The organism is Synechococcus sp. 65AY6A5, assembly GCF_002760415.1.
In the GTDB taxonomy this organism is placed as follows: Bacteria; Cyanobacteriota; Cyanobacteriia; order Thermostichales; family Thermostichaceae; genus Thermostichus.
The window spans coordinates 1,894,016-1,915,404 of sequence record NZ_AXUW01000001.1 but is presented as its reverse complement, the minus strand read 5'-3'; the positions used below and the strand labels follow the sequence as shown (position 1 = coordinate 1,915,404).

Genomic DNA, 21,389 nt, shown 5'->3' with positions numbered 1-21,389 from the left:
CCCCTGTGGACGTTGCCCTTGTCGATGGGTAGCTGGGATCCCTGCCCCCTTGTCCAGAACTGTCAGAGTTATCACCGAGGCATTATGAGCGAAAAAGGACGCTTTTCCGCCGGTCTAGTCCGGCAGGCCGCCGATGGCGCCAAGGCCAAGACCCCGCCGCCCCCTGTACCCTTTCGCAACTATCAAATCGGCAAAAAAGAGCTGCGCAATCTGATTGCCTGGTCGTTTGCTCGCTACGGCACCGCCCGCACCGCTCAGATGGCGGATGCTCTGAAGGCCCTGGGCTTCAAATACGCCACCCAGGCTGCCGTTTCCATCAGCATCGAGGATCTGCGCATTCCACCCAGCAAGCGGCAGTTGTTGGCCCAGGCAGAAGCGGAGATCGAGGCGGCCACGGAGCGCTACACCCGCGGCGAGATCACCGAGGTGGAGCGCTATCAAAAGGTGATCGATACCTGGAACCAGACCAACGACCAGATTAAGGAGGAGATGCTCAGCAACTTCCGCCAGAACGATCCCCTCAACTCCGTGTACATGATGGCCAACTCGGGGGCGAGGGGGAACGTCTCGCAGGTGCGGCAGTTGGTGGGCATGCGCGGCCTGATGGCCAACCCGCAGGGGGAGATCATCGACTTGCCGATTAAAACCAATTTCCGCGAGGGCCTGACGGTTACCGAATACATCATCTCTTCCTACGGGGCGCGCAAGGGCTTGGTGGACACGGCTTTGCGCACTGCCGACTCTGGCTACCTGACCCGCCGTTTGGTGGACGTGTCTCAGGATGTGATCGTGCGGGAATCCGACTGCGGCACCGACCAAGGGATCCTGCTGGAACCCCTGATGGATGCGGACAAGGTGGTGGTGTCGCTGGAGGAGCGCCTGGTGGGCCGGGTGCTGGCGCGGGATGTGGTGCACCCGCAAACCCAGGAGATCCTTGCCCGCCGCAACCAAGAGGTGGATCACGACTTGGCCAAGGCCATTGTGGAGGCCGGCATCCGGCAGGTGATGGTGCGTTCTCCCCTCACCTGCGAGGCCAACCGATCGGTGTGCCGGATGTGCTATGGCTGGAGCCTGGCCCACTCCCGGCTGGTGGATCTGGGGGAGGCGGTCGGGATCATCGCCGCTCAATCGATTGGGGAGCCGGGCACCCAGTTAACCATGCGCACCTTCCACACGGGAGGTGTGTTTACCGGGGAGGTGGCCCGCCAAATTCGCGCCCCCTTTGCTGGCGTGGTGCGGTTCCCGAAAAATCTGCGCACCCGCCCCTTCCGCACCCGCCACGGCGACGATGCCCTGCAGCTAGAAGCGAACAACCAAATTGTCCTGGAAGGGCCAGACGGACAAGGGGAAGTCTTCGACATGACGCAGGGATCCACTCTGCTGGTGCGGGACGGGGCCCAGGTGCAGCGGGATCAGTTGATTGCGGAAGTGACTGTAGCCAAGGCCGTGCGCAAGAGCACCGAGAAAGCCCAGAAGGAGGTGGTGGCCGACCTGGCTGGAGAAATTCGCTTTGCCGATCTGCCCATCGAGGAGAAAACCGACCGCCAGGGCAACACCACCTGCACCGCGCAGCGGCAAGGGTTGATCTGGGTGATGTCCGGCCAGGTATACAACCTGCCGCCGGGGGCCGAGCCGGTGGTGAAAAACGGGGATCGGGTGCAGGCGGGGGATGTGATCGCTGAGACCTCGCTGGTAACCGAGCACGGCGGCATCGTGCGGCTGCCGGAGCGCAGCGACACCAAAAGTGGGCGCGAAGTGGAGATCATCAACGCCGCGGTGGTGTTGCACGAGGCGCGGGTGCGGGTGGAATCCCACCAGGGCCGGGAGCAATTTTTGCTGGATACGGCCAGCGGCCAGACCTTTGTCCTCAAGGCCACGCCGGGCACCAAAGTGGGCAACGACGAGGTAGTGGCGGAGCTGATCGAGAACAATTTCCGCACCCAGACGGGCGGCCTGGTGAAGTTTGCCGGTGTCGAGGTGGCCCGGCGGGGCAAGGCGAAGCAGGGCTATGAGGTCATCCGGGGCGGCACCTTGCTGTGGATCCCGGAGGAGACCCACGAGGTGAACAAGGACATCTCCCTGTTGAACGTGGAGGATGGCCAGTACGTAGAAGCCGGCACCGAGGTGGTGAAGGACATCTTCTGCCAAAATGCTGGCGTCGTCGAGGTTATCCAGAAAAACGACATCCTGCGGGAGATCGTCATCAAGCCCGGATCCCTGCATCTGGTGGACGACCCCGCCGACCTGGAAATACCCACCGGCACGCTAATCCAGCCGGGCCAGAAGCTGCTCAGCAGCATCGTCCCTGACCGATTGGTCTATCTGGAGCAGGTGGAGACGCCTGAAGGGCCAGGCCTGCTGCTGCGCCCGGTGTACGAGTACGAGATCCCCGACCGGCCGGTGGTGCCCAGCCAAGAGTCTACCAGCGAGTCTGGCCGCTCCATTCGCCTGCGGGCGGTGCAGCGCGTTCCCTTCAAGGATGGGGAGCGGGTGAAGTCGGTGGGGCCGGTAGAACTGCTGCGCACACAACTGGTGCTGGAGATCGATACCGACGCCCCGCAACTGAAGGCCGATATTGAACTGATCCAAGATGAGAAGGATCCCAGTATCCGTCGCCTGCAACTGGTGATCTTGGAAACCCTGCTGCTGCGCCGAGACGTGGAGGCGGATCTAACCCAGGGGAGTACCCACACGCGGCTGTTGGTGAGCGAAGGAGACAGTATCGGCAGGGGGGGTGTTATCGCCCGCACCGAGATTCAGGCCAAAAAAGCCGGGATCGTGCAGGGGATCCGCCAGGGCGCGGAGGTGGTGCGACGGGTTCTGGTGGTTACCGACGACGACCTGCTGACGGTGCCTCTGACGGGCCAAGCCAGCGTCGAGGTGGGAGCGCTGGTGCGGGCCGGCGACGAGCTGGCGCCGGGGATCCCTGCCCCCGAGTCGGGGCAAGTGATGCAGATCGCCGATGGCCAAGTGGTGTTGCGGTTGGCGCGGCCTTATTTGGTGTCGGCGGGTGCCATTCTGCAGGTGCGGGATGGGGATCTGGTGCAGCGGGGGGATTCTTTGGCCCTCCTGGTGTTTGAGCGGGCCAAGACGGGGGACATCATCCAGGGTCTGCCGCGGATCGAGGAGCTGTTGGAGGCCCGCAAGCCCAAGGAAATGTGTGTTCTGGCCAAGCGGCCCGGCACGGTGCAACTGAGCTGGCGAGGAGAAGAGCCGGATCTGCGGGTCATCGAAGCCGATGGTACGGTTACCGAGTATTCGGTGATGCCGGGGCAAAACCTGATCGTGGTCGATGGCCAGCCGGTACAGGTGGGGGATCCGCTGACCGACGGCCCGGCCAACCCCCACGACCTCTTGGAGATTTACTTTGAGTACCATCGCCAAACCTTGGGCGACGACCAAGCGGCACGGCTAGCCTTGCGGGAGGTGCAGCGCTTCCTGGTCAACGAGGTGCAGAACGTCTATCGCTCGCAAGGGGTGGAGATTGCCGACAAGCACATCGAGATTGTGGTGCGCCAGATGACCTCCAAGGTGCGGGTGGACGACAGCGGCGACACCGTCCTGTTGCCCGGCGAGCTGGTGGAGCTGCGGGAAATCCAGCAGACCAACGCTACCATGGCCATCACCGGCGGGGCGCCGGCTAAGTACACGCCCGTTCTGCTGGGGATCACCAAGGCCAGCTTGAACACCGACAGCTTCATCTCGGCGGCCAGCTTCCAGGAGACCACGCGGGTGCTGACGGAGGCGGCCATCGAAGGCAAGTCCGACTGGCTGCGGGGCCTGAAGGAGAACGTGATCATCGGGCGCTTGATCCCGGCGGGCACGGGCTTCAGCACCTACGAGGAGATGGCGCCAGAACCGGAGCCGGAGGAAGAGGAGGAGCCTGTTGTGCTGCCAGAGCTGCCGCCTCGCCTGATCTTGGATGACGACCAGCTCATCGACGACTCCACCCCCGTTGACGAGCCGACGGAGGATGAGGGAGAAGAAGAGTGAGGCGTTGGCGGATCACCAGCCCTGGGCGGCGCTACAGGCTGAGATCGTCGCTTGCCGCCGCTGTCCCCGCCTGGTGGCTTGGCGAGAGGCGGTTGCCCAGCAAAAGGTGGCCCGTTTTTGTGACCAGCTCTACTGGGGCCGACCGGTGCCGGGGTTTGGGGATGTGCAGGCGCGGCTGTGGGTGATCGGCTTGGCGCCGGCAGCCCATGGGGGCAACCGCACCGGGCGGGTGTTTACGGGGGATCCCAGCGGGGATTGGCTATTTCGCGCTCTGCGCCGGGCCAGGTTTGCCAATCAACCCATCTCTCTGCACCGGGAAGATGGCCTGCAATTGCGGGATTGCTACATCTCAGCCGTGATGCGCTGCGCGCCGCCGCAGAACCGCCCCACCGCCGCAGAAGCCAAGACCTGCCTGGGCTATCTGAGACAAGAGCTGGAGCTGTTGACCCAGGTGCGGGTCATCTTGGCGTTGGACCATAACCACATGCCATGGCCATGACGACCTTGCTGAGCCGCCAGGCCCGGCGGGGATCAGGCGGGCTGCCAGGTTTCCAGGCGGTAGGCGCTGTCCCAGAACAGCCATTCCAGGCGAGAGGCGGTGACAAAAGCAGCCGTCATCTTCTCCCGCGTCGCCGCTGTGGTCTGCGTAGCCAAGGAGTCGGTGATGTCCAGGGCCTGTTGCACCACCTGGGCAAATTCTTCCCCGGCATAGGTGTCGATCCATTGTTGATAAGGATTGTTGGGCTTGGCGGTGCGGTAAATGGCGGATCCCACCTCACGGTAAATCCAGAAGCAGGGCAGCACAGCGGCCATGGCCACCTCGTAGGGATCCAAGGCAGCCGCAGCCAATAGAAAACGGGTGTAGGCGAAGCAGGCAGGAGCGTAGGTTGTCTCCGGCTGGATGTCGTAGAGGCGAAAGTAACTCTCGTGCAGGCTGCGCTCGGCCACAATGGCCCCCAGGGCAAAGTTCAAGAAACTCACCACCCGCTCAGCCCCCTCGGAACGGGCCCCGATCAAGGCAAGGGCGCGGGCAAAATCGGTGAGATAAAGAGCATCCTGCTGCAGATAGAACTGAAAGCGCTGCCGCGAGAGGCTGCCTGCGGCCAGCTCTTGGTTAAAGGGGTGATCCAAGATCTGTTGGTAGATGGGCTCGATCGTCTGCCAGAGGTGGGCGGTAAAAGATTGAGACATGGTGGCTCTCTCGCGGCGTTTCTGGGGTTCTTTTCAACTGATTGAGATCTCTGGGTGTGGGGGAAACTCTTTGGGTGCCCTGTGGCCGGAAAGTTGGACGTGAGTATCTCGATTCCAGATCCCTACCCCCGCTAGGGCGGGGATCTCCTTGTCTCAGATTGCCCCTCCTCTCAGTTACCGCTTTTCAGGGGGTCAGCCCAGCTAAACCTAGGCTTCGGGCATAAGGGGACGGAAGCCGTGCTTGCGGGACAGTTGCCCGATTAAATCCAGCTTTTCTAGGGTGATCAAGTTGCGGCCCCAACTAAAATTGGTGTACAGGCCCTCGAACTCCAGGAGCATCGCCTCGGCAAAGCAGGCGAAGAGCTGGCGGGCCGGGTTGGCCACATTCAAAAATTGCATAATATTCCACTCGATATCGAGAGAGTGTTCCACCATGCCGCCGTCGATCACGTACAGCCCCTTGCGCTGCAACTTGGAGGCGATGTTTTTCGGGTAGCCACCGTCGATGATCACGCAGGGATCCGGAAGCACCTGAGGATCGAGGGTCACTCCTTGGCTCATGCTGGCCACCCAGACGATGAAATCGGCGCGGGGCAAGGCCTCTTCCAAGGAACAGACCTCCCCTTTTTTAAGTTTGGCCTGCAGCTCTTCCAGGCGTCGCCGCTCGCGGGCTATCAACAGCAATTTGGCCGGGGAAGTGTGGGCTACCAACCACTGGCAGATGGCACTACCGATATCGCCGGTGGCCCCCACCACGGCAACTGTGGCAGCTGCCAAATCCATGGCGTAGCGCTGGGCCGCCGCCTGCAATTGCTGACAGATGATATAGGCCGTGTGGGTGTTGCCGGTGGTAAAACGCCGAATTTCCAGGTCGATGTTGCGCACCCGCCTGAGGGTGTCGAGGCGAAAATTCTCGAAAATAATGCTGCTAAATCCTCCCAGGGTGGTGATGTTCAAGCCGCGCCGCTGCGCCAAGGCCATCGCATTCAAAATCTTGCGACAGGCCGCCTTCACCCGTCCCCCCGCCAGCATTTCCGGCAGGAAACAGGATTCGACGTACTGGCCATAGATTTTTTGGCCCGTGATGCTGGTCACCACGATCTCGTCCACCACCTGAGGCGGAGCCATGCACCAAAATTCCAGGTCGCTCTCCGCATATTCGGAATACCCCAGCTTATCTGCCACCCGTTTTGCGTGGGCCAGGCTGGTCAGGTGCCCGATCAGGCCGAACATAGATGCTCACTCACTTCGATACTTAACTTTATGAGCTCCATCCGGATCCCATCAAAACATGTCCGCACCCAGAGAGGGTAGGGAGCGTTCCAGCCAGGCCGGAAAACCAATCGGCAGGCAGAGTTGAGTTGCGTCAGGCGGCCCGCAGACCCTGGGCCGAGAGGCGCATTACCTCGCGGGTGTTGAAGCCGATGCTGGCCAGGGCCTCGCCGTAGGCGATCATGAAGTCTTCTACAATGGCCTCGCGATCCATGTAAATGGCTTCCACATCCGCCTCTACCTGCTGCAGCATCTGCCGAACTAGAGGCAGATTTTGGGCGTTGGCTGCTTCGATCTGGGCTTTAACCTCGGCAAAGTGCTCGCCCAGCCAGCGCTCCCCAAAATTGAGGTGCAGATACTCGTCCTTAACTACCCCCTCGGTGATCTTGCGGGCAAAGTCATCGGCAACCGGGATGTAGATGTTGTAGGCGGCAATGGCAAAGCACTCGATGATCAAAGACTGAATGACAAAACAGGAGACCAGATCCCCTGCCGCTGCGGCGCTTTGGAAATTGTCCCGCAAGGGCGCGAAAAAGGCGCGGGCAAACTCCACATCGGGTTCCACCTGCAGGTTTTTGCCGCAGGCCTGGAAGCCTTTCATGTGGCGCAATTCCATCTTGGCCAGCTTGCGCAGCTCCTCTGCAGCTTCCGGCAGCATTTCGGCCAGCTTGAGGTAGTTGTCGTGGGCTTCTTGTTCGCCTTCGATAACAATACCGTTGATGCGGGAGTAGGCCTGCCGATACCTTGGGCTGCTGTAGTCTAGGGCAGTGCCGCCCCCATCAGTGGGGGACGGGGGGGTGTTGGGCAGGACGTTCGCTGGGGCCATACTCGTGCATCTCCTTTTGTAGTTGTAGATTGTTGTGAACCGCTTCGCCGGCCCTTCAACAATCCTGGCGCTTGCCACTAAATTGTTCCTCTACTCAGAATAGCCTCAGGTGGTGCGGAATTCATCGGATCCCTTTTGCCCAGGGAGGCAAGCCTGTTAGGGTGAGTGCTCAGGTGCCGTTGAGGAGCCGGGGGTATGTCTGCTCTTGGGGAGGGCCTGAATCAGCTGCGCCAGTTGCTGGTGGATCTGGAGGAACAATCCCTCGATCAGCCGATTGGCAGCGCCGAGGAGGTGTTGCAGGCAATCGAGATGGCGACGGCTTTTGAGCTGTTCGAGGCGGAAAGCAGCCGTTTGCTGCTGCAGATTGTGGCCAATCTCTGGGATCGGGTACGCCAGCACGATCTGTCGGCGCAGGAGATCGAGGCGGTGGCAGAGAAGCTGCGGGCGGTGGGCTATACCGATGCCGAGATCCAGGAGATCTTGGATCTGGAGCCTCAGGACAACTAGCCGCAGGCTAGGCGGAAACCATGCCCAACTCGGCGGGAACGACATCTGCTTCTAGGTGAGTGGCCGTGTCGTAACAGGCTCCCCGCAGGTTGGCAAGCTTGAGTTTACAGCCGCTGAGGTTGGCCCCTTTCAGGTTGGCGCCGCTGAGGTTGGCCCCCGCCAGGTCTGCCTGGCTGAGATCGGCACCACTCAGGTCGGCTGCGGTCAGGTTGGCGCCGCGCAGGTTGGCCCCTTGCAATCGAGATCCCTGCAATTTGGCCTTTTCTAGATTGGCCAGGCGCAGGTTGGATCCCTGCAGATCGGCTTGGCTGAGGTCGGCGCCGCTCAAGTAGGCCCGCTCCAGGTTGGCAGCGGCCAGTTTGGCCTGCTGGAGGGTTGCTCCGCCCAGGTCGATCCCGGCCAAGTCGGCACCGGCCAGGTCAGCTTCGGCCAATTGGCTGTTGCTGAAGTCCCGCTCGCCGCTGCCATAGCGCTGCAACAGTTCCGCTGCGGTTTCGACCATTGCTTTTCCCCATCCTAGACAAGTCGGATCCTACCGAGGAACAGGGTTGCCGCCAAGGGCGCACATCCTCCAGGCGGCGCCTATCAGCCATGCCTCCAGATCCGAACATCTGCCAAGGCCATCAGCCCTCTTGCCTGCGAGAGCGCGCTAGGATGGGCGCAACGCCCTTTTCTCTGGATCCCATTTGTTCTGTTATGAGCTTGCCCCGCGTGCCCCGCTCCCGGCCCCGCCCAAAGTTACGCTCGATCCCTCGCCGCAAAACCGAATCGGCTCTCTATGCCGAGATGCAGCAGCTCACTGTGGAAAAGCAGCGGCTCAACCAGGAATTGGAGTTCATTCAGGAACGGCAAGGGCAAATTCAAGCAAGGCTCCGGGAAATCGAACAAGCGCTACAGCGTTTTCAGCAGGAGGCAGAGAGCTTTCGGGATCCCGCCGCTGCTCGAGAACCGGGCACTGGCCGCTTCTCCTCCTCCCGTTTCCCGCCGATGACCTTTGAGTACTGAGCCAGTTCCCTGCCGAGTGGGGAAGCCAAAGCCATTGCCAAAGGAGCAAAAAACTGGGTTTAGAGCCCCGTTCTGTCCTTTGGGACGGCCTTGTGGTACCTTTTGTATGGCGGCATGGGTAGTCAACCGCTTCAAAAACCCAGTAGTCTAACCCCTAAGACATTAGCTAGGGTTTTGTATTGGCCTTGAAGCGGTACCCTTGGGCAGAAGAGAACCGAGCCGCGAGACCGAAGTCCAGGGGTAGACCTGTTGGCTTTTGCTACCGGGATCCAGCCGCCCAGTCCGAGATCTTCTCATGGCCCATTCTGAAACTCCCATCCGGCATCGCTGAGTCCATAACTGCAACTGAGTACACAAGGAGCTGAGCCTCGACCATGGTTACTGCCACCGCTACTGCGACCAACGTTGGCTACATCACTCAGGTCATTGGACCTGTGATCGACGCCGAGTTTCCCAGCGGCAAGCTGCCTGAAATCTACAACGCTCTCAAGGTGGAGGCGACGACCGAAAGCGGATTGAAGGTCAAAGTCACCTTTGAGGTGCAGCAGCTTTTGGGGGATAACCGCGTGCGGGCCGTGGCCATGTCTTCTACCGATGGCTTGGTGCGGGGCATGCCAGTGGTGGATACAGGTGCCCCGATTACCGTGCCGGTGGGCGAGGCTACCCTGGGTCGCATTTTCAACGTGCTGGGGGAGCCAGTGGATCAAGGAGAGCCGGTGCAAGCCAAGGAGTTTGCCCCCATCCACCGCAGCGCGCCGCCCTTTGTGGAGCTGACCGTCAAACCGGAGCCCTTTGAAACCGGCATTAAGGTGATCGACCTGCTGGCCCCCTTCAAGAGAGGTGGCAAGGTGGGCCTGTTTGGCGGCGCCGGCGTCGGCAAGACGGTGCTCATCCAGGAGCTGATCCACAACATTGCCGAGGAGCACTCCGGCCTATCGGTGTTTGCCGGCGTGGGAGAGCGCACCCGCGAGGGGAACGACCTCTACAACGAGATGAAAGAATCGGGGGTGCTGGACAAAGTAGCGCTGGTGTACGGCCAGATGAACGAGCCGCCGGGCGCTCGTATGCGGGTGGGCCTGACCGCCTTGACGATGGCGGAGTACTTCCGCGACGTCAACAAGCAGGATGTGCTGCTGTTTATCGATAACATCTTTCGCTTTGTGCAAGCTGGCTCGGAAGTGTCGGCGCTGTTGGGCCGCATGCCCTCGGCGGTAGGCTACCAGCCCACCTTGGCCACGGAAATGGGCAACCTGCAGGAGCGGATCACCTCCACCAAGCAGGGATCCATCACGTCGGTGCAAGCGGTGTACGTGCCCGCCGACGACCTGACGGACCCGGCGCCGGCGACGACGTTTGCCCACCTGGATTCGACGGTGGTGCTGTCGCGCAGCCTGGCGGCCAAGGGCATCTACCCGGCGGTGGATCCCCTGGATTCTTCGTCCACCATCTTGCAGGCAGACATTGTGGGCGAGGAGCACTACAACACCGCCCGGGCCGTGAAGCAGACGCTGCAGCGCTACAAGGAGCTGCAGGACATCATCGCCATTTTGGGCCTGGACGAGCTCTCTGAAGAAGACAAGCTGGTGGTGGCCCGCGCCCGCCGCATCGAGCGCTTCCTGTCGCAGCCGTTCTTTGTGGCCGAGGTCTTCACTGGCTCGCCTGGCAAGTACGTGAAGTTGGAGGACACCATCAAAGGCTTCCAGCGCATTCTCTCCGGAGAACTGGATCATCTGCCGGAGCAGGCTTTCTATCTGGTGGGCACCATCGAGGAGGCCATCGAGAAGGCGGAGAAGCTCAAGTCCAAGTAATCCCTCACCCTCAGCCCCTCTCCCAGGGGGAGAGGGGGGTTGGCGGCTGCTGAGGATCCTCGGCCACAGGCCCGAAGCGGTAGCCTTTGCCATAGACGGCGTGGATCAACTCGGGGGAGCCGGGCAGACGGAGGCGGCGCCGCAGCAGGCGCACCTGAGCAGCCAGGACGTTGCTGCTGGGGGGATCCTCGCCGGCCCACACCCGCTCGTAGATCTGCTCGTGGGTGAGCAACTGGCCGGGGTGGGCCATGAAGTACTCCAGCAGGCGGAACTCTTTTTGGGAGAGGTGGATCATCCGTCCTTGGCGGTAGGCCACTTGGTTCTCCCGATCCAGCTCTAGGTCTCCAATTTGCAGGCGAGGGATCCCTTCGCCGGGGCCGGCAGCCCGCCGCAAGAGGGCTCGCACCCGCGCCAGCAGCTCCCGCAGCTCGAAAGGCTTGACCAGGTAGTCGTCGGCGCCGGCGTCCAGCCCTTCCACCCGGTCGTCGAGAGTATCTTTGGCGGTCAGGAAGAGGATGGGGGTGGCGCGATCTACCTGTCGCACCTGTTGGCAGAGGGAGAGGCCGGACAGGCCCGGCAACATCCAGTCCAGTACCAGCAAGTCGTAGGGTGGGGCTGGGGGCTTCTGCAGCAGCTCCCAGGCGCTGTTTCCCTCGTAGGCCACGTCCACGCTGTGGCCCTCTCGCCGCAGGTGCTGGGCCAGGGAATCGGCCAGCTCCACTTCGTCGTCCACCAACAAGATGCGCGCCATGCTCTAGGATTCTGTCTCGTCGTCGCTTGCCGGAGGGGCCAGGGAGGGAGGGGGCTCCAGTTGTAAGCAGAGATCGTAAAGGCGGCGCCGCGTCCACAGGGGGGATCCCTGGAAGCGCCGGGCCAGTTGGCGGCTGGCAGCGGAGCGGGGAAGGCCCTCGGCCAGCAGGCGGGCCAGCTCCTGGCGAACTTCCGCTTCCGAGGGGGAGGTTTCTTCGCCCTTTTCGGAGGCAGGCCGCCCCTCTAGAACAAGGGTGAACTCCCCCCGCGGCGGCTGGGCGGCGCAGTGCTCCAGAGCGGCGGCCAGGGATCCCCGCCAGAAGGACTCGTGCAGCTTGGTCAGCTCGCGGGCCAGCACGATCTGCCGCCGGGGGCCGCAGTGAGCCAGGAGATCTTGCAGGGTTTGCTGCAGGCGATGGGGGGCTTCGTAGAGAACGACGGTGCGCTCTTCTTGGGCCAGTTGTTGCAGACGGGCTTGTCGTTGGCTGGCTTTGAGCGGCAAAAACCCCTCGAAGACAAACCGCCCTGTGGCCAGCCCAGAAGCAGCCAAAGCGGCCACTGCCGCTACCGGGCCAGGCACCGGGATCACCGGGATCCCAGCTTGGATACAGGCGCGCACCAGTTCCTCTCCTGGATCGGAGATGGCGGGTGTGCCGGCATCGCTGATTAGGGCCACCGACTGCCCTGCCGCCAGATACTTGAGGATTTGCGGGATGCGCTGGGCGGCGTTGTGCTCGTGGTAGCTGATGAGGCGGGCGGAGATCTGAAAGTGTTTAAGAAGCTGGCCGGAGTGGCGGGTGTCTTCTGCCGCCACCCAGTCCACTTCCCGTAGGACTCGCAGCGCCCGCAGGGTAATGTCTTCGCGGTTGCCGATAGGGGTGGCCACCAAGTAGAGGCTGGCGGTGGGGCGCTCCATCTCGACAAGGCCAGAGCTAAGCGGGTACTGCTTTCCAGGTTAAGGGATCCCTGTGGCAGGATCGGGGAAGATTGGCGGGAGAAAGCAGGTGCGCCTGACCACGCGAGCTACCTATAGCATCCGGGCTTTGCTGGATCTGGCGATGCTTGGCCAGGTGGCCTCGGTGCGGGCCATTGCCGAGCGACAGCAGATCCCGGCCCCCTATCTGGAAAAGCTGTTGATCGAGCTGCGCCAGGCTGGCTTGGTCTGTTCGCAGCGCGGGGCGCAGGGGGGCTACCGGCTGGCACGGGCACCGCGGCGGATCCCAATTAGCGCCATTTTGGCGGCGGTGGGAGAATCTCTGGATCCTCTCCCGGCTGAGAGGGCAGGGGCTCAGCAGGAAGGCTCTGCGGATGGGCTGGACTGGGTAACGGAGGCCCTCTGGCGGCGGATCGCCCAGCGGGTGGAGCAGGTGTTGGAGGAAACAACTCTGGAAGATCTCTACTTCGACGCCCGCAGTTGGCAGGCAGCCCAAAGTCAGGGGGGAGGGTTTGTGGTCTGATCGCGCCTGCGGGAGGGAGACCTTGCTGTTTTTCCCGAGTCAGCCAGCCGCTCCCCTGGTGCTGGCGGCGGCTTTGGGTCTGGATTACTGGTTGGCAGATCCCTGGGGGTGGCCCCATCCGGTGCGGGTGATGGGGGCGGTCATCGCCTGGGGCCAGAGTTGCATTCTCAGGCGCTGCCCAACGCCGGCGGCCCAGCGCTGGGGCGGGGCAGCTCTCACCCTGGCGCTGCTGGCGGGATCCTACGCGGCAGGCTGGGGGCTGATCGCCGTTGCCCAGGCTCTCCATCCCTGGGCAGGGATCCTGATGCAGATCATCCTGATGGCCAGTTGCCTAGGGGGGCGCAGCCTGCGCTTTGCCGCCTTGGAGGTGTTGGATCCCTTGGAAAAGGGGGATCTGCCGCAGGCCCGCCAGCGCCTAAGCCGCTACGTGGGCCGGGATACGGAGCACCTGACGGAGGCGGAGATCTTGCGAGCGGTGGTCGAGACGGTAGCCGAGAATACCCCCGACGGGGCGACGGCCCCTTTGTTCTATGCCTTTTTGGGAGGGGCGCCCTTGGCTTTGGCCTACAAGGCCAGCAGCACGCTTGATTCGATGGTGGGCTACCGCCATGCCCCCTTCACCTACCTGGGCACGGTGCCGGCCCGCTGTGAGGATGGGCTGACCTGGCTGCCCTGTCGCCTGACGGTGCTGACCCTGGCCCTGCTCAGCGGGGATCCCTGGGGATTTTGGCAGCGCTGTCGCCGCGACGGGCGGGCGGATCCCAGCCCCAATTCGGGGTGGAGCGAGGCGGCCTTTGCCTGGCGGCTGCAGATCCAGTTGGGAGGCACCAATTTCTATCGCGGCATCCCCAAAGAGAAGCCCAAGGTGGGGATCCCGGCTCGTCCCTTGAGCCCCCAGGTGGTGCGGGAGAGTCTGGGGCTGCTGAGGCAGGTTCTGGGGGTGTGGGGAAGTTGGATGGTGGGAGTAACTCTAGTTCTCAACTCTCCTCTCCCTCTAGGAGAGGGGTTGTAAACTACTCCAGACTAAAGTCAGGAGCTTTTAGTAGCCCTGCAGTCGGCAAACCGACCGCGGACCTCTGGGCTGGTTTACAGCAGCCCCAATCGACCGTTCCCAGTGCCTTAAAAGCCGTTTCTGGTGCCCGCAACACTAGGATAATTCAGAAGCAGCTAAAGCTGCCTAAGCCGAACAGAGGCAGAAAAGGCGAGGTCTTGCAGTCAAAACTGAACGGTCTGGAGCGTCGCATGCCCATGGGAAGGAGCTCCGGGATCCAAGGGCTTTTAATCTTAACGGGTGCTAGCTCAGCGCCCAGCGCTGCAGGGCAATGCCGAGGAGCAGGCCCAGGCCGCCAAAACGCAGCACCTGCCAAAAGGTGGCAGGAACGGGGTTAAACACTTCCAACAGGTAGGCTTGCAGACGTTGTTCCAATTGGCTGACTTCCGCCTGGATTTCAGCCCAGTGTTCGGGGGAGAGCTGGGATAGGCGCTCCAGCTCGCGCAGGTCGGCCAGCCGCGCTTGCAAGATCTCGAGCTTGGCTTGCAGAGCCTCAAGGGAATCGGGGGAATCGGGAGGAGCGGTCACGGCTGCGCCTCGGCTGGGGGGGCGGGGGAACGGGATCCGGCAAACCCGGTTTGGATCTCGTTGAAGGGTTTGGCTTGGATCACCCCTGGGGGGACGGGATCCAACTGGAAGAGGGCGCGAATGGCGTTTTCCACTTCGGTGATGGGGCGGTTGCCAATGGATTGGTAGACGAGGTTGCCCTGGGAGTCAAAAAGCAGGGTCTGGGGGACTTGGCCGCTGTAGTATTGGCCACGCTCATCCCCAGGCAGGAGGGAATCGACAGAATAAGGAATGAAATAGACTCCCCAGCCATAGCGAACTTGCAGGTTGGCCAGGGTGGCTGCGTATTTTTTGCAGTCGCTGCTGTCGTCGATGTAGTACACCAGCAGGGCCGGGATCCCTTGTTCTTTGGCCTGTTTCAGGGAGACACGAGGGGGGATCATGCCGCCGTTGGAGCCATAGAGGGCAAAGATGTTGCCGTCGTAGCGGTCGTCGTTGAGGAGAGCATGGGCAGGCGGAGACAACCAGCCCATTAACACGACGCACAAAGCTACCAGGAGAAGACGCAGCCACAGCATGATTCAAAACAGCATGATCCAGGGAGGATTGTCGGGCAGAGGGGAGGCTCTCTCATTGTGCCATTTTGCCCCGGTTCAGTCTCAGGGGCGGTGGATGATGGCCTCGACCCGCCGTTGTTTTTTCACCGGATCTACGCCCACCAGCCGGATGTAGTCCTTGGGAAAACGGCTGAGGCACTGCTCGACAGCCTGACAGGCAGCGGCCCATTCTCTCAGGTGGGCAACTCCACACTCCTGCCAGGAATGAACGCGGTAGCGGCGCGGATCCGCATGCTCCACCAGGATCTCATAGCCTTGGGCCAGGATCTGGCGAAGCTGGGCCTGCACGTCTGGGTTGAGGGAGACTGGGGCAGGATCGGCCGAGTTGGCAGCCACAGGAGGAGGGGATGGCGGGGAAGCGGGGGGCGGCTCTTGAGGAGCGGAGCGCCGGAGGCCAAGGTATTCCTCGGAGAGGCGACGGGCTTCTACTTGGTGTTGCTCGGCTTTGAGCTGGTGGCCGGCCTGGATCAACTGCTCCAGAGAAAATCGCGGTGGCGGAAACTGGGGGGCGCCCTCTTTGCTTTTGAGCAGGCGAAAGGCAATCCCTTCCAGGCCGACTTCTTGGATAAATTGCCATACCTGCTCGTCGTAGAGCTGGGCGCGCAGGGCGCCGAAAAAGTCGATGGCCTGCTCGGGAAAGGCGTCCACCAGGCGCTCAATCTCCTCAAGAGACAGCCCGTCGGCTTGAAAAATGCCGTGAACGATGTGGATGCGGTCGGTGCGGCTGGGCTCCCAGTAGAACTTGCGCATGCGCCCATCGCGGATGAGGGGGGCATAGAGGGTGGAAAAGTCGTTGCCGGTGGCGATGATGGGCACCCGCGGCAGGGGCTTGGGATCGTAGCTGCCGGGAAGCTGCACGTTGGTGGGGTTGTCGGCGATGTTCATCAGGGTGGCGCTCACCAGTTGGGTGTTGACGGTGTACTGGGTCATGCTGTTCAGGCGACCGGCGCCGGCATCCAGGTCGTTGATCATCAGCACGGCCATCTGGCCAAATTTGCGGATGTGCTCGGCAGCTTCACGGTAGCGCAGGCGAATCATACGGGCGGGATCCCCGGCGTCGGGACTTTCCAGCTCGCCCCCCGAGATGTGGACGGCATAGACCTTCATGCGCTCAAAGATGAGGTTGCATTGGAAGGTCTTGCCCTCCCCCTTGCGCCCGTGGATGCCCAAGATGAGCGGAACGGGCACGTCGGGCAGAGGAAGATGATTTTTGGTCAGGTGCAGGGCGACAACTTTAAGAAAGGTGGGGGGGATGTAGTAGCTCATCGGTGGGCCTTAGCTTGGTTGCGAGAGTTTCTATTTCCTCCATTGTCGTTCTGGGAAGTTGGCCCCTGCCCCTCCTCGGCCCAATTCTCGGCGGGCAGCAGGGACAATACTCCAGATAAGTGCTAATTATCTGGACTATCGGCAAGGGGAAAGAGTGCCCACATGGGCGTTGCCATGGGATTACGCGGGAGGTTAGTTTTTGTAACAGTCTTCCGGCAGGGCGACCCCAGAGATGGCAACACAAGCTTTTCTGGCGCTCTGGTCAGGCCGGCTTAGACGAAAAGCTGTCCATCTAAGGGTGAGATCTTGCTGTTGAATTGCCTAAGCTCTGTGTTGCTGGCTGTCGAAGCCGCCGCTCCCGTCGAGGCGCCAGGGGGAGACAACCTCTCTCCCTTGATCTTGGTGGCGGTGCTGCTGGCCTTGGTGGTCATCTACTTGGCCAGCCGCGTTGGCGGAGAAATGGCCGTTCGCCTGAGTTTTCCCCCCGTGCTGGGAGAGTTGCTGGGAGGGGTGTTGGTGGGCGGTTCTGGCCTGGGGTTACTGGTTTTTCCCGAAGGGCCGCTTTCTGCCGAGGCGTTGCCTACCTTGGCCCAGTCCTCAGCTCTGATGCAGATTCTGCAGGCCACCGCGGGTCTTGACAAGGGATCCCTGGTGCAGGTGTTCTCCTCCCAAAGCCAGATCATCGACATCCTCTCGGAGATGGGGGTGGTTATCCTTCTCTTTGAAATTGGTCTTGAGTCGGATCTGGGGGAACTGTTGCGGGTTGGCCCGCAGGCGGCGGCCGTGGCCGTTATTGGGGTTGCTGTGCCCTTTGCGGCGGGAACACTGGGCCTGCTCTACCTCTTTCACGTGCCTGTCATCCCTGCCATCTTCGCCGGGGCGGCTCTGACGGCAACCAGCATTGGCATCACCGCCCGCGTCTTGGCCGAGCTGCAAAAACTCACCTCCCTCGAAGGGCAGGTGATCATCGGCGCCGCCGTCCTGGACGACGTGTTGGGCATCATCATCTTGGCGGTGGTGGCCAGCTTGGCCAAAACCGGAGAGGTTGACGTCGCCGATGTTGGCCTCATCGTCGTCAGCGCTGTCGTCTTTCTCGTCGGCTCTATCGTCTTGGGGCGACTCCTCAGCCCCTCCTTTGTGGCTCTCCTCAACAACCTGAAAGCCCGCGGCAACCCCCTTTTGCCCGCTCTGGTCTTGGCTTTCTTGTTGGCCTACGTAGGGCAGGTGATCCACCTGGAGGCGATTTTGGGCGCTTTTGCCGCCGGCCTAATTCTAGGGGAAACCGACAAGCGCCAGGAGCTAGAAGAACAGATCAAGCCCGTTTCCGACCTGCTGGTGCCCATCTTCTTCGTCTGCGTCGGGGCCAAAACCAACCTCGCCGTGCTCAACCCCACCCTCCCCGCCAACCGCGAGGGGCTGATCATTGCCGTCTTCTTGGTTAGCGTTGCGATTGTGGGCAAGCTGGCCGCCGGCCTGGGGGCGTTCGGCAAGCCGGGCATCAACCGCTATGCCATCGGCGTGGGCATGATCCCGCGCGGCGAGGTGGGCCTGGTGTTTGCCGGCGTGGGAGCGGCCAGCGGGGTTCTCTCCGAGGCTCTCGACGTCAGCATCATCGTCATGGTGATCGCCACCACCTTTATCGCCCCCCTCTGGCTGCGGGGAGTATTGATCGGGGAAGTAGACTCTCCTCCTTCTCTCCTGGATCTGCAGGCAGAAGCATCAGAGCAAGACCGCGTCGAAACCCCATCAGCTCGCTCAGACTCAGAGCAGGTGGGCATTCCTGAGAGTTGAATCACCTCGACTTTCTCCCCAAACGTCCCCAGAGCGTCTGGAACAGCAGCCACAGCGGGTTGCGACGGCGGGATCCCACGTCTTCAACCTTCTCCGCCCTCTCCTGTTGGGGCAAAATCACCCGCATCGAGGGCGGGTCAAACCGCTGCATCGTTGTGGAGCGCCGATCCACCACCTCCGCCTTTAGGCTGCGAAAGCTGACAGACTGGAGATACCGCTGAAACTCTTCGTTCGACAACTGGCGAATGCAATACTGCATCCGCACCTGATCCCCCAACTGGATCTGATCCCCATCCTTGAGATCCCAGCTCAGACATTTCTGCCCGTTTACTGAGATGCCATTGGTGCTGCGCTTGCCTTCGATATTGCCGTCCAACAGCCGGTAGGTGTAGCCACCGCCCTTTTGCGGCAGCCGCAAGAGCAGCGCGTGCTGCCGAGAAACCGCCGCCGAATGGACGACAATGGCGTTGCTGGGATCCCTGCCGATGGAATAGGTGGCGGCACTGAGGGCCACAGCCCGCCGTCCCTGCTCGTCATCGATCACCAGCACATGCCAAGTCTGGGAGGGGGAAGACGCTGGGTCAGCAGGCATCGTTTGGGGTTGGCTTTGCCAGAGAAAGGTTCGGCAGAAGAAGGGCCTTCCTTCATAATGATAGGATAGGGCTTAGCCACCCGCGAGGAATCGTAAACAGCCGCCATGACTGCAACTCCCTCCCTTCTTCAGGAACTTCCCCCCATCTACCCTGGCGTGGCCGTGCGGGTCATCAATCCCAACGATACCTACTACCTCTTTGAAGGACAAGTACAGCGGGTTACCGACGACCATGCCGCTGTCCTCTTCGAGGGGGGCAACTGGGATAAATTGGTTACCTTCCGCCTTTCGGAATTGGAAGTGGTGGACAAGTCCCGCCGCTAGCTCCGCTCCGCTTTCCTCTAGAACTTCCCCATGCGCAGCCATTGGCAGGAACCTTTCCTTTGGATCCATGCCGCCGGGATCCTCCTCTTCCCCTTGTGGATTGGGCTAACCGTCATTGGGTTGGCCACCGGGGATCCTCTCCTGTCGGTGGGAGTAGAGCAGGCCGCAGTGGCTGTGGCGGGCATTGGGCCAGTCTTTGCCATGCAGTGGCGCAAGCCCTTCGATGTCTTCAGCCTGTGGGTGGCCGCCGTTCCTCCCGAGGAACTCACCCCCGACCAACGCCGCATTTTGGCTGCCTTCCTCAGCCCCGAACACAAGATCTTGACGCTATTGGCGGCACTCCTGCTGCTGGAAGTCTTTGAGCGCCTCTACGACTTCGCCCCCCTCTTTGCCCCCCTCACCCCTGGCAACGGCACCCGTCTGGCCGGCCTGGCCATAGCCGCCTTCGGGTTTTGGGGGGCCAACCTGTTCTTGCAGATCCCCCTTGCTGCAATACGGGTACTTCTCCTCAGCGAGCCGGAGCTGGCCCAACTGGATCCCATCCCTGCTGAGGAGATCGAGAGCCGCTTCTCCGTTGTTGGCGATCGCCACACCCCGCTGTTGCAACGGCTGCTGCGCCGGATTGCCGCAGTCCCATCGCAGGCACAAAAAGATGGAAATCAGAGACTCGACTGTAAAGTAGAAGTAGCCGAAGCTGCCGGCTCAGATGCCGAATCCGAAGGACGGGAGGCTGCCACACCGGAAACGACCCCTGACTTCACTTAGACAGGTTGCTGGGACGGATTTCTACCCCAAAGAAACTGCAGCTCGATGCTAGAGTGGATGGGATCGAGACTGTTGTCTGACCATCGGCGTTCTCCTGATCTTCGAGGCTACCGCACCGGCAATGGCGAGCAACTTTTCCTTCCGCTTTAAACAGTTCACCCAACGCCTCAGAGAAACCACCCAGCTTCCCCAGTTTTTCACCGAGCAAGCCACCAGCGAAACCCAAAACCTCGCGCGGGAGTTGGCATTGGTTGGGGAATACGCCACCCAGCTCAGCCAGGTGGTGATGGAGGTGGACTTCCTCAACCAGCTCTACACCCGTCTTTTGAACGAGCGGGAAGTGCTGCAGCAGGAAAAAGACAACTTAGAAGCGCGGGTCTTCGAGTTGCAGCAGGAGCGCAACGAGACTGAACCCCAAGTGATGTACCTACGTGAACAACTGAGCCAGGCCGCCTTTCAACTGGAGCAAACGCAAAACCGCGAGCGCAGCCTCAGCGAGCGGGAACGGCAACTGTCGGAGATCGTGGCCCAACTGGAGCGCCGGCGGGCTGTGCTCAACCAGGCCATCGAAAACCTCACCAACCAAGAGGCCGATTACACCGTTCGCAACAAAGAGCTAGAGGCCGTCATCAAAGATAACGAGCGCAAAGCCAAGCAATACCTAGAAGCCGCCAACCACTACCGGGCGTACTTGGAAGAGCTGAACGCCCAGATACAGGAAGCTCAGGCCAAGCTGAGGAGCCTCGGTGTTGAGCCCAAACCCGCCGACCTGCCGCGGCTTGAGGATATGGAAAAGCCAACTCCCATCCCCACGCCGCCGCCCTCTACTCCCATCGGCTACCCACCACCCCAACAGCCTCCTCCACCCCAGTCGGGCGGCTACTGGTCGGACAGCCCCTTCGATGACGATCCCTGGAGCTAGGGGCTATCCCAACAGCGCTTGTAAGTCAGCTCTGCGGCAAAGCTCAGTGCCCTCTGCCCTGAGCCGCCTTGGGAGAGCTGAGGGAGACGCGTACCCTAAAGAAGAGATCCACAGTAGGGGATCCAGCGTCCAGTTACACCCAAGCCAGACCTATGGAACTGACTGTGCCGGATTTGCAAGCCCTCAGCCAATGGGATCGGCAGTTCTGCCGCTTTGCCGAGCAGCAACAGCTCCTCAAGCCCAAACAACTGGCCTTGGCCCTGAAGATCCAGCGGCAGCAGCACGGCCCCCTGGCCTTGATCCTCTGGCAGTTGGGGTTTGTGGGCCTGCAGCACTTGGCGCAGTTTTGGGAGAGAGTATCTGGCGACGCTGACCCGGAGCTGCTCCAAGACAAGGCCTTCGGCTGACAAAAAGGGTGACTGCTGCCGTCTGTTTTCCTGGCCGAGGAGCGAGACTGCAGTATGGCCTTTTCGGACTCCACCGTCACTCATCCTGAAAGTCCTGTAGCGGTGAGCTGCGGCTGATACATTTACGCTGAACACTGCTGAGCATTACTGCTCAGCGGTGAAGCGATAGCATTCTGTCCGTTTCCGTTGTCACTACGCGACGCTGACGCGACCGCGCTACTCGGACGGAGTCCAAACAGAAAGGCGGTATCCCGCAAAGCCCTGAGCATAACGCCCAGAGCGCCTTGCCAATCTCGTGGTAGCCTATGGTTGCACTTTGGGCATCTAAACACCTTTGC

22 protein-coding genes and 1 pseudogene are annotated in these 21,389 nt (G+C 61.5%); 12 read left to right on the top strand and 11 right to left on the bottom strand.

Translation table 11 applies throughout. From position 1 onward, the window contains the following. Window positions 1-84: 84 nt before the first annotated feature. Together SYN65AY6A5_RS09160 and SYN65AY6A5_RS09155 are read left to right on the top strand one after the other, a co-directional pair. On the top strand, window positions 85-3,993 hold the full coding sequence (locus SYN65AY6A5_RS09160; RefSeq protein WP_099884277.1) for a DNA-directed RNA polymerase subunit beta': 3,909 nt from the start codon (window positions 85-87) through the stop codon (window positions 3,991-3,993). After that, window positions 3,974-4,492 carry a uracil-DNA glycosylase gene (locus SYN65AY6A5_RS09155; protein WP_011429320.1) on the top strand — a complete coding sequence of 173 codons (519 nt, stop codon included), beginning with the start codon at window positions 3,974-3,976 and terminating at the stop codon, window positions 4,490-4,492. Before SYN65AY6A5_RS09160 ends, SYN65AY6A5_RS09155 begins: the two co-directional genes overlap by 20 nt. A 32-nt stretch (window positions 4,493-4,524) precedes the next feature. Here SYN65AY6A5_RS09155 and tenA read toward each other — a convergent pair whose 3' ends face one another. From tenA to SYN65AY6A5_RS09140, 3 genes are all read right to left on the bottom strand, one after another. Further along, window positions 4,525-5,184 carry a thiaminase II gene (gene tenA / locus SYN65AY6A5_RS09150; RefSeq protein ID WP_011429321.1) on the bottom strand — a complete coding sequence of 220 codons (660 nt, stop codon included), beginning with the start codon at window positions 5,182-5,184 and terminating at the stop codon, window positions 4,525-4,527. 207 nt (window positions 5,185-5,391) lie between these two features. Beyond that, window positions 5,392-6,417, bottom strand: a complete 1,026-nt coding sequence (locus SYN65AY6A5_RS09145) for a long-chain acyl-[acyl-carrier-protein] reductase (protein ID WP_011429322.1) — start codon at window positions 6,415-6,417, stop codon at window positions 5,392-5,394. 133 nt (window positions 6,418-6,550) lie between these two features. After that, a complete protein-coding gene (locus tag SYN65AY6A5_RS09140) occupies window positions 6,551-7,282 on the bottom strand; it encodes an aldehyde oxygenase (deformylating) (RefSeq protein WP_011429323.1) in 732 nt (243 codons plus the stop codon). Window positions 7,283-7,477: 195 nt separating this feature from the next. Between SYN65AY6A5_RS09140 and SYN65AY6A5_RS09135 the strand changes: the two genes are divergently transcribed. After that, entirely contained in the window at window positions 7,478-7,789 is a 312-nt protein-coding gene (locus SYN65AY6A5_RS09135; protein WP_011429325.1) for a hypothetical protein, read from the top strand. 7 nt (window positions 7,790-7,796) lie between these two features. Here the strand turns inward: SYN65AY6A5_RS09135 and SYN65AY6A5_RS09130 are convergent, their stop codons facing one another. Continuing rightward, complete coding sequence (locus SYN65AY6A5_RS09130) at window positions 7,797-8,291, bottom strand: pentapeptide repeat-containing protein (RefSeq protein ID WP_011429326.1); 495 nt, start codon at window positions 8,289-8,291, stop codon at window positions 7,797-7,799. A 194-nt stretch (window positions 8,292-8,485) separates the two neighbouring features. Between SYN65AY6A5_RS09130 and SYN65AY6A5_RS09125 the strand changes: the two genes are divergently transcribed. Further along, on the top strand, window positions 8,486-8,794 hold the full coding sequence (locus SYN65AY6A5_RS09125) for a gas vesicle protein GvpV (protein ID WP_240527746.1): 309 nt from the start codon (window positions 8,486-8,488) through the stop codon (window positions 8,792-8,794). Window positions 8,795-9,168: 374 nt separating this feature from the next. Continuing rightward, window positions 9,169-10,602: a F0F1 ATP synthase subunit beta gene (atpD, locus tag SYN65AY6A5_RS09120; protein ID WP_099884275.1), complete on the top strand. Its 1,434-nt coding sequence runs from the start codon at window positions 9,169-9,171 to the stop codon at window positions 10,600-10,602. A 10-nt stretch (window positions 10,603-10,612) separates the two neighbouring features. Here the strand turns inward: atpD and rppA are convergent, their stop codons facing one another. Both rppA and rsmI read right to left on the bottom strand, forming a co-directional pair. After that, the gene (rppA, locus tag SYN65AY6A5_RS09115) at window positions 10,613-11,353 is read right to left on the bottom strand and encodes a two-component system response regulator RppA (RefSeq protein ID WP_011429329.1); all 741 of its coding nucleotides are present in this window, start codon (window positions 11,351-11,353) and stop codon (window positions 10,613-10,615) included. A 3-nt stretch (window positions 11,354-11,356) separates the two neighbouring features. Beyond that, complete coding sequence (gene rsmI / locus SYN65AY6A5_RS09110) at window positions 11,357-12,268, bottom strand: 16S rRNA (cytidine(1402)-2'-O)-methyltransferase (RefSeq protein WP_099812486.1); 912 nt, start codon at window positions 12,266-12,268, stop codon at window positions 11,357-11,359. An 88-nt stretch (window positions 12,269-12,356) separates the two neighbouring features. Here rsmI and SYN65AY6A5_RS09105 point away from each other — a divergent pair, with 88 nt between their 5' ends. Then, window positions 12,357-12,809, top strand: a complete 453-nt coding sequence (locus tag SYN65AY6A5_RS09105) for an Rrf2 family transcriptional regulator (protein ID WP_011429331.1) — start codon at window positions 12,357-12,359, stop codon at window positions 12,807-12,809. A 22-nt stretch (window positions 12,810-12,831) separates the two neighbouring features. Continuing rightward, window positions 12,832-13,821, top strand: a complete 990-nt coding sequence (gene cbiB, locus SYN65AY6A5_RS09100; protein WP_099812485.1) for an adenosylcobinamide-phosphate synthase CbiB — start codon at window positions 12,832-12,834, stop codon at window positions 13,819-13,821. Between the two features lie 282 nt (window positions 13,822-14,103). Here cbiB and SYN65AY6A5_RS09095 read toward each other — a convergent pair whose 3' ends face one another. The 3 genes from SYN65AY6A5_RS09095 to SYN65AY6A5_RS09085 form a co-directional block, all read right to left on the bottom strand. Next, window positions 14,104-14,388: a hypothetical protein gene (locus SYN65AY6A5_RS09095; protein WP_011429333.1), complete on the bottom strand. Its 285-nt coding sequence runs from the start codon at window positions 14,386-14,388 to the stop codon at window positions 14,104-14,106. Continuing rightward, window positions 14,385-14,900, bottom strand: coding sequence for a thylakoid membrane photosystem I accumulation factor (locus SYN65AY6A5_RS09090; protein WP_228375408.1), 516 nt, complete (start codon window positions 14,898-14,900; stop codon window positions 14,385-14,387). The genes SYN65AY6A5_RS09095 and SYN65AY6A5_RS09090 overlap by 4 nt, the downstream gene beginning before the upstream one ends. A gap of 126 nt (window positions 14,901-15,026) precedes the next feature. After that, a complete protein-coding gene (locus SYN65AY6A5_RS09085; RefSeq protein WP_011429335.1) occupies window positions 15,027-16,250 on the bottom strand; it encodes a ribulose bisphosphate carboxylase small subunit in 1,224 nt (407 codons plus the stop codon). Between the two features lie 336 nt (window positions 16,251-16,586). Between SYN65AY6A5_RS09085 and SYN65AY6A5_RS09080 the strand changes: the two genes are divergently transcribed. Next, complete coding sequence (locus SYN65AY6A5_RS09080; RefSeq protein WP_240531048.1) at window positions 16,587-18,041, top strand: cation:proton antiporter; 1,455 nt, start codon at window positions 16,587-16,589, stop codon at window positions 18,039-18,041. A 1-nt stretch (window position 18,042) separates the two neighbouring features. Here the strand turns inward: SYN65AY6A5_RS09080 and SYN65AY6A5_RS09075 are convergent, their stop codons facing one another. After that, on the bottom strand, window positions 18,043-18,633 hold the full coding sequence (locus SYN65AY6A5_RS09075; RefSeq protein WP_011429337.1) for an FHA domain-containing protein: 591 nt from the start codon (window positions 18,631-18,633) through the stop codon (window positions 18,043-18,045). Between the two features lie 105 nt (window positions 18,634-18,738). On the opposite strand from SYN65AY6A5_RS09075, the gene SYN65AY6A5_RS09070 reads away from it, so the two are divergent. The 4 genes from SYN65AY6A5_RS09070 to SYN65AY6A5_RS09055 all read left to right on the top strand — a co-directional run bounded on the left by SYN65AY6A5_RS09070 (window position 18,739) and on the right by SYN65AY6A5_RS09055 (window position 21,051). After that, window positions 18,739-18,957, top strand: a complete 219-nt coding sequence (locus SYN65AY6A5_RS09070; protein ID WP_011429338.1) for an NAD(P)H dehydrogenase subunit NdhS — start codon at window positions 18,739-18,741, stop codon at window positions 18,955-18,957. A gap of 30 nt (window positions 18,958-18,987) precedes the next feature. Beyond that, window positions 18,988-19,722, top strand: a complete 735-nt coding sequence (locus SYN65AY6A5_RS09065; protein WP_011429339.1) for a low-complexity tail membrane protein — start codon at window positions 18,988-18,990, stop codon at window positions 19,720-19,722. A 121-nt stretch (window positions 19,723-19,843) separates the two neighbouring features. Then, on the top strand, window positions 19,844-20,644 hold the full coding sequence (locus SYN65AY6A5_RS09060) for a hypothetical protein (protein WP_011429340.1): 801 nt from the start codon (window positions 19,844-19,846) through the stop codon (window positions 20,642-20,644). Window positions 20,645-20,796: 152 nt separating this feature from the next. After that, entirely contained in the window at window positions 20,797-21,051 is a 255-nt protein-coding gene (locus SYN65AY6A5_RS09055; RefSeq protein WP_041438079.1) for a DUF2949 domain-containing protein, read from the top strand. 122 nt (window positions 21,052-21,173) lie between these two features. Here SYN65AY6A5_RS09055 and SYN65AY6A5_RS14450 read toward each other — a convergent pair. Continuing rightward, a pseudogene (locus SYN65AY6A5_RS14450) lies at window positions 21,174-21,389 on the bottom strand (RNA-guided endonuclease TnpB family protein); the annotation flags it as partial.

Excerpts from the sequence above, each read along its gene's own strand:
- SYN65AY6A5_RS09160 (WP_099884277.1), top strand. The coding sequence starts at position 85 with ATGAGCGAAAAAGGACGCTTTTCCGCCGGTCTAGTCCGGCAGGCCGCC.
- SYN65AY6A5_RS09155 (WP_011429320.1), top strand. The coding sequence starts at position 3,974 with ATGAGGGAGAAGAAGAGTGAGGCGTTGGCGGATCACCAGCCCTGGGCG.
- tenA (WP_011429321.1), bottom strand. The coding sequence starts at position 5,184 with ATGTCTCAATCTTTTACCGCCCACCTCTGGCAGACGATCGAGCCCATC.
- SYN65AY6A5_RS09145 (WP_011429322.1), bottom strand. The coding sequence starts at position 6,417 with ATGTTCGGCCTGATCGGGCACCTGACCAGCCTGGCCCACGCAAAACGG.
- SYN65AY6A5_RS09140 (WP_011429323.1), bottom strand. The coding sequence starts at position 7,282 with ATGGCCCCAGCGAACGTCCTGCCCAACACCCCCCCGTCCCCCACTGAT.
- SYN65AY6A5_RS09135 (WP_011429325.1), top strand. The coding sequence starts at position 7,478 with ATGTCTGCTCTTGGGGAGGGCCTGAATCAGCTGCGCCAGTTGCTGGTG.
- SYN65AY6A5_RS09130 (WP_011429326.1), bottom strand. The coding sequence starts at position 8,291 with ATGGTCGAAACCGCAGCGGAACTGTTGCAGCGCTATGGCAGCGGCGAG.
- SYN65AY6A5_RS09125 (WP_240527746.1), top strand. The coding sequence starts at position 8,486 with ATGAGCTTGCCCCGCGTGCCCCGCTCCCGGCCCCGCCCAAAGTTACGC.
- atpD (WP_099884275.1), top strand. The coding sequence starts at position 9,169 with ATGGTTACTGCCACCGCTACTGCGACCAACGTTGGCTACATCACTCAG.
- rppA (WP_011429329.1), bottom strand. The coding sequence starts at position 11,353 with ATGGCGCGCATCTTGTTGGTGGACGACGAAGTGGAGCTGGCCGATTCC.
- rsmI (WP_099812486.1), bottom strand. The coding sequence starts at position 12,268 with ATGGAGCGCCCCACCGCCAGCCTCTACTTGGTGGCCACCCCTATCGGC.
- SYN65AY6A5_RS09090 (WP_228375408.1), bottom strand. The coding sequence starts at position 14,900 with ATGGGCTGGTTGTCTCCGCCTGCCCATGCTCTCCTCAACGACGACCGC.
- SYN65AY6A5_RS09085 (WP_011429335.1), bottom strand. The coding sequence starts at position 16,250 with ATGAGCTACTACATCCCCCCCACCTTTCTTAAAGTTGTCGCCCTGCAC.
- SYN65AY6A5_RS09075 (WP_011429337.1), bottom strand. The coding sequence starts at position 18,633 with ATGCCTGCTGACCCAGCGTCTTCCCCCTCCCAGACTTGGCATGTGCTG.
- SYN65AY6A5_RS09070 (WP_011429338.1), top strand. The coding sequence starts at position 18,739 with ATGACTGCAACTCCCTCCCTTCTTCAGGAACTTCCCCCCATCTACCCT.
- SYN65AY6A5_RS09065 (WP_011429339.1), top strand. The coding sequence starts at position 18,988 with ATGCGCAGCCATTGGCAGGAACCTTTCCTTTGGATCCATGCCGCCGGG.
- SYN65AY6A5_RS09060 (WP_011429340.1), top strand. The coding sequence starts at position 19,844 with ATGGCGAGCAACTTTTCCTTCCGCTTTAAACAGTTCACCCAACGCCTC.
- SYN65AY6A5_RS09055 (WP_041438079.1), top strand. The coding sequence starts at position 20,797 with ATGGAACTGACTGTGCCGGATTTGCAAGCCCTCAGCCAATGGGATCGG.